This window comes from Piscirickettsia litoralis (assembly GCF_001720395.1).
GTDB lineage: Bacteria > Pseudomonadota > Gammaproteobacteria > Piscirickettsiales > Piscirickettsiaceae > Piscirickettsia > Piscirickettsia litoralis.
Window position 1 is genome coordinate 2,620,559 of record NZ_MDTU01000001.1, and the last position, 5,571, is coordinate 2,626,129.

Below are 5,571 nucleotides of genomic sequence, written 5' to 3' on the forward strand. Positions count from 1 at the left end.
TAAGCAAAATAAGGTGTGGTCAGCTGATCCTCAAGGGATGCGTTGGGAGTGGTATCGAGTGCTTGAGGATGCTGAAAACTTTGGTGAAGATGGTTTTGATACTCGTGTGACAGATGATGAAAATAGTGATAAAAAAGTAGTTTGCTGCGGTTAATTTAAATAGGGCCTCTGATTTCAATCTGTTCTTGGTCAGGCCCTAAAAATACCGCGCGTTGCCAGTTTTTCTCACTGGCAATGCGTGCAGACGTTGGATGAGGTGCTCGGTTAATTTTGATGCCTTGATTTTTTAAATAATTAAAAGCATCGGTAAAATTTTCTGTTTTTAAACAAAAATGCATACCGCTGATCATCTGGTTTGGAAGTTTGGTTAATTCGAGCATAGTATCACCGAGAGTTAAATAAGTGGTCTTAATTCCTGAGACGAGTGTTTCAGAAAAGTGTAATTTAAAGCCAAAATATTGGCAATAAAAATCTTGTGATACGTTAAGGTTATTTACATGTAGGGCGATATGGTCGATATGTTTAAACATAACTTAAAGTGTCAATTGATTGGTTGATGATATAGTCTGCTTGCCAATCTGTAATATCAGTTCCTGGACTGATGAAGCCATAACTGGCTGCAATGGTTTTCATGTTGGCTGCTTTCCCTGCTTGAATGTCACGCAAGTTATCGCCGATATATAGGCAATTTTCCGGCTTAATATTGATTAGCTCGGCAGCATAAAGTAATGGTCTAGGGTGGGGCTTGCGCTCAGTCGTGGTGTCACCGCCGATGATGCAGGCAGCCGTTTGGTCATAATTAAAATATTTTATAAGTGAATGGGTAAGCTTTTCTGGTTTGTTAGTGACGATGCCCCAAGGCAGTGCGCGTTCTTGTAGGCTTTTTAATAGTTTGCTGATGCCTGGGTATTCTCGAGTATTCTTGCAGATATTTTCACGATAATATTGCAGACAGAGTTGGCACTCGTTATCACTCGGTTTTCTTTGTAGTGTTTTTGCTAGAATAGCATGTACGCCATTGCCATAAATAGGATATAAATCCAGTCTTTTAACTGTGAGTTTTTCACCGAGTTGTTGGTGAGTGTGTTCAACAGCAGCAAATAAGTCATAGCTGGTGTCAAGTAAAGTGCCATCGAGGTCAAAGAGTACTGCTTGTGCAGTCATAGTTCTTCCTCGGTAATATGAGCCACATAGTTAATGCTGACGTCGTGGTTTAATTTTGCGCGATGAGTAAAAGGGTTATAGTGAACGCCTTGCATATGGCGAATTTTAAAATTTAAACTGCGACACCACTTTGAAAGTTCATCGGGGCGAATAAACTCTTGATGATCATGAGTGCCTTTGGGCAAAAGCTGTAAAATATATTCAGCAGCAATAATACCGAGAGCATAGGATTTAAAAGTGCGATTCATGGTTGAGACAAAAAGATGCCCACCGGGTTTTAATAAAGTTTTGCAGGCATGTAAAAATTGAGATGGGGTTTGGCACGTGCTCGAGCATTTCCATGCAGGTAATCACATCAAACTTGCCTGGAGATTCTTCTGCAAGCTTTTCGGCGGTGATATGCTGATAATTAATCTCTAATTTACTTTCTAGTTTATGCAATTTTGCTGCATTGAGTACATCTTTACTCATATCAATAGCAGTGATGTGGGCGCCTTCTTTTGCCAGACTTTCAGATAAAATACCGCCACCACAGCCAAGGTCGAGCACTTCTTTATTTTCTAAACTCACTCGATGCTTAATGAAACTTAAGCGCGCAGGGTTTAAATCATGTAAAGCGCGGCAACGGCCCGTTTCATCCCACCATTCGTGAGCGAGTTCTGCAAATTTTTTCCAGTTCAGCAGGGCTGACGTTAGCTGTGTGTGCAGTATTTGAAGTATGCATTTTATTATAACCCCTTGCTGATTTTTTCTTGCCAAGCTACAGCGCTGATTCGCAGTCGTTCTTCATTGATTAATAAAAGCTTTCTATTATTTAAGAGCTGCTTTCCTGCGACCCAGGTATCGGTCACTTGGTTTTTTGTCGTCGCATAGACAAGCTGTGAGATTGGGTCATAAAGCGGTAAACTTTCGATGTCGTTTAAATGGACAATCGCTAGATCCGCCGCTTTATTAATTTCGAGGGAACCGGTGATATTATCAATGCCTAAGGCTTTAGCGCCGTTGAGTGTGGCCATTTCTAATGCTTTTGCGGCAGGGAGTGCGGTTGGGTTTTGGCTGACAGCTTTTGCAAGAATGGCGGCGGTTTGCATTTCACTGAATAAATCCAAGCTATTATTGCTTGCAGCACTATCGGTGCCTAAGGCAACATTAACGCCGGCATTGATGGATTTTTGAATTGGCGCAAAGCCGCTGGCCAGTTTTAAGTTCGATTTTGGGCAATGGACGATATGGGCATGATGCTCAGCAAGTAGTTGGATATCACTATCATCAAAGCAAACGCTGTGTACAGAGATAAAGCGCTGATTAATTAAACCGAGCTGGTTTAAGCGTTGCAGTGGGCGCACACCATGCTCTTTGAGGCTATTATTCACTTCAAATTCAGTTTCGTGAATATGAATGTGAAGCGGTAGTTGATATTGGTCGGCAAGTTTAAAGCAAGCCTTAAAGTTATCATCGCTGACTGAATAGGGGGCGTGAGGGGCAATCGCTGTTGTAATTAGTGGGTGGGACTGAAACTGCTGAATAAGCTGTTCAGCTTTGTTGATATAGGTTTTGGCGTCGCTAGCATCATTGGTTGGAAAATCGATTAAAAAGCCACCAATGCAAGCACGCATGCCTAATTTATCTGTCGTTTCGGCAATGGTCTTGGCAAAGGGGTAATGCTCATTAAAGCAAGTCGTGCCAGAGCGGAGCATTTCAGCGATGGCAAGTTCAGTGCCTGCTGCAATAAATTCAGGGTTTGACCATTGTTTCTCCGCAGGCCAAATATGACTATTTAGCCAATCGTCGAGGGATAAGTCATCGGCAAGGCCACGAAATAAACTCATGGGGGAGTGAGTATGGGCATTGATTAGACCTGGGATAATCGCATGATTTAAGCGCTCTTGGGTATTTTTGCTCTGATAACGGTTGTTGCAGCTCTGGGTTGGAAGAATATCAAGAATTTTGCCCTGATTAATGACTAAACTATGTTTTGCTAGGACCTGATTTAAAGGCTGAACAGGGATGATAAAGCCTGCATGGATAATCGTATCGACCGTTTGCATGATAACCCTTGTATTTAAGTTGATGGGCCTAGTATAAGCAAAATTAATGTAGGAATGTAGTTAGGGGGTGATTTTTGTTGCAATCGTTTTGCTTTTTTGCTGACTTTCTATTTATATAGTACGACCTGGTCAGTGAATCGTATTGTGTATGGAGAAGTCTGTGAATAATGAAACTAGCATTCAGTGTGCTGATTTAAAATATGTTGTTTTAGATGTTGATGGGACGATTCTCGAGCCAGACTCTAATATTAGTTGGGAAACTGAGCAGGCGATACTCGCATTGGTTGAGAGTGATTTTGAGGTGATTTTTGCAACAGCACGGCCGTACCGTGATGCGATTCCGGTATTGCCCAAATCGTTACAGCATTTAACGATTATTGGCTGTAATGGTGGGTTGATTTATGAAAACCATCAGCTGGTTACATCAATGATTCTTAATAATCAGCTCGTTGAAGAGGCTTTAGCGTTGCTTAATGCCCATGATATCGCTTTTGTTGTCGATGGTGTTTTAGATTATGCCACTTGTGATAAATATCATGATTTTTACCATTATTTAGAAGATGAACCTAAAGCACTTGATGCTGTATTAGTCAATGGCGTGGTCAAGATTATGGTGCTCGATGAGCATCAGCCGGTTTTAACGCGGCTTAATCAATGGGAGAATGAGGCACGCTGTACTTTGCAGTTTCATCGTAATGAGGTGATGTATGCCGTATCTGCGCCTGGAGTTAATAAGCTTCAAGGGATTAAAACCTTAGGCTTAGATCCCCAAAAGTGCATTATGTTTGGCAATGATCTAAATGATTTAGAGTTGTTGCGGCATGCTGGTCAAGCTTATGTGGTGGGAGAAAGCCTCACAACGGCTGAGCGGCCTTCTGGGCATGTTCATATCTCGGCCGTTGGGCAGGTGCACGATCATTTGTTAAAGCTTGCCTTGATGGCCTCTGAAGTATCTGTTTGAGTTAGTTCTTAAGAATTAGCTATGAGTGTGCTATCCTATGGCCTGGCAAAAGAACCATTTAAAACATTTATAAGTAAAGCAAAAGGCAGCGCTGTCCATGACTGAATTTGCAAAAGAAATTGTCCCGATTAATATCGAAGAAGAGTTGAAACAGTCATACCTAGAGTATGCAATGAGCGTCATCGTTGGGCGTGCACTGCCTGATGTTCGAGACGGCCTAAAGCCGGTACACCGTCGCGTGCTTTACGCGATGAATGAGCTGAATAATGATTGGAATAAAGCCTATAAGAAGTCGGCACGTGTCGTCGGTGATGTGATTGGTAAATATCACCCACATGGTGATACTGCTGTTTACGATACCATTGTACGGATGGCACAAACCTTTTCGATGCGTTATACCCTGGTGGATGGCCAAGGAAACTTTGGTTCTGTCGATGGCGATGCGGCGGCAGCAATGCGTTATACCGAAGTGCGCATGGATAAATTTGCTCATGCTTTACTTGAAGACCTTGAGAAAGATACCGTTAATTTCACGGCGAATTACGATGAAACTGAGTTTGAACCTGCGGTTTTGCCGACACGGATCCCTAATTTATTAGTCAATGGCTCTTCGGGGATTGCTGTGGGGATGGCGACTAATATTGCTCCTCATCGCTTAAACGAAGTGATTAATGCCTGTGTTGCCCTGATCGATAATCAATTTGAGTTGTCTGTCGAGCAGTTGATGGAGTATATTCCAGGACCTGACTTCCCGACCGCTGGGATTATTAATGGCCGTGCAGGCATTGTTCAAGCCTACAAAACCGGACGTGGTCGTGTTTATATTCGTGCTCGCACCGAGGTTGAAGAAGACGAAAAAACCAATAAAGCGGCAATTATCGTTACAGAATTACCCTATCAGGTGAATAAAGCACGCTTAATCGAGAAAATTGCTGATTTAGTCCGTGATAAGAAGATTGAAGGAATTTCTGGGTTGCGTGATGAGTCTGATAAAGACGGCATGCGCATTGTCATCGAGCTTAAGCGCGGTGAAATTCCAGATGTCGTCTTAAATAATCTGTATACCTACACGCAAATGCAGAATGTCTTTGGTATTAATATGGTGGCCTTAGATCGCGGTCAGCCAAAGTTATTTAATTTGCCGGATATGTTGAATGCCTTCTTGCGCCATCGTCAAGAAGTGGTGACGCGTCGTACGCGTTTTGAACTGAAAAAAGCCCGTAATCGCGCTCATGTTCTCGAAGGCTTAGGGGTGGCACTGGCGAATATTGAGCGGGTGATTACCCTGGTGCGCCACGCTCCTAACCCCGCACATGCAAAAGAGGCATTGCTGTCTGAAACGTGGCAGCCCGGTGAGATTATTAATTTACTTGAAGAAATTGGTCGTGATGCAGCGCG

7 protein-coding genes are annotated in these 5,571 nt (G+C 42.8%); 2 read left to right on the top strand and 5 right to left on the bottom strand.

The window, feature by feature from the left end; translation table 11 throughout:
* Positions 1-155 precede the first annotated feature (155 nt).
* The 5 genes from BGC07_RS13030 to BGC07_RS13045 are packed head-to-tail and all read right to left on the bottom strand — an operon-like array spanning position 156 to position 3,212.
* Complete coding sequence (locus BGC07_RS13030) at positions 156-530, bottom strand: VOC family protein (protein ID WP_069313459.1); 375 nt, start codon at positions 528-530, stop codon at positions 156-158.
* Positions 523-1,164: an HAD family hydrolase gene (locus BGC07_RS13035; protein ID WP_069313460.1), complete on the bottom strand. Its 642-nt coding sequence runs from the start codon at positions 1,162-1,164 to the stop codon at positions 523-525. Before BGC07_RS13035 ends, BGC07_RS13030 begins: the two co-directional genes overlap by 8 nt.
* Positions 1,161-1,412, bottom strand: a complete 252-nt coding sequence (locus BGC07_RS24170) for a hypothetical protein (RefSeq protein WP_449421078.1) — start codon at positions 1,410-1,412, stop codon at positions 1,161-1,163. The genes BGC07_RS13035 and BGC07_RS24170 overlap by 4 nt, the downstream gene beginning before the upstream one ends.
* On the bottom strand, positions 1,396-1,923 hold the full coding sequence (ubiG, locus tag BGC07_RS13040; RefSeq protein ID WP_449421079.1) for a bifunctional 2-polyprenyl-6-hydroxyphenol methylase/3-demethylubiquinol 3-O-methyltransferase UbiG: 528 nt from the start codon (positions 1,921-1,923) through the stop codon (positions 1,396-1,398). The genes BGC07_RS24170 and ubiG overlap by 17 nt, the downstream gene beginning before the upstream one ends.
* Complete coding sequence (locus BGC07_RS13045) at positions 1,893-3,212, bottom strand: TRZ/ATZ family hydrolase (protein ID WP_069313461.1); 1,320 nt, start codon at positions 3,210-3,212, stop codon at positions 1,893-1,895. Before BGC07_RS13045 ends, ubiG begins: the two co-directional genes overlap by 31 nt.
* Before the next feature lie 160 nt (positions 3,213-3,372).
* Between BGC07_RS13045 and BGC07_RS13050 the strand changes: the two genes are divergently transcribed.
* Both BGC07_RS13050 and BGC07_RS13055 read left to right on the top strand, forming a co-directional pair.
* On the top strand, positions 3,373-4,173 hold the full coding sequence (locus tag BGC07_RS13050) for an HAD-IIB family hydrolase (protein ID WP_069313462.1): 801 nt from the start codon (positions 3,373-3,375) through the stop codon (positions 4,171-4,173).
* A gap of 97 nt (positions 4,174-4,270) precedes the next feature.
* On the top strand, positions 4,271-5,571 hold a 1,301-nt coding region (locus BGC07_RS13055), incomplete at its 3' end, for a DNA gyrase subunit A (protein WP_317135129.1).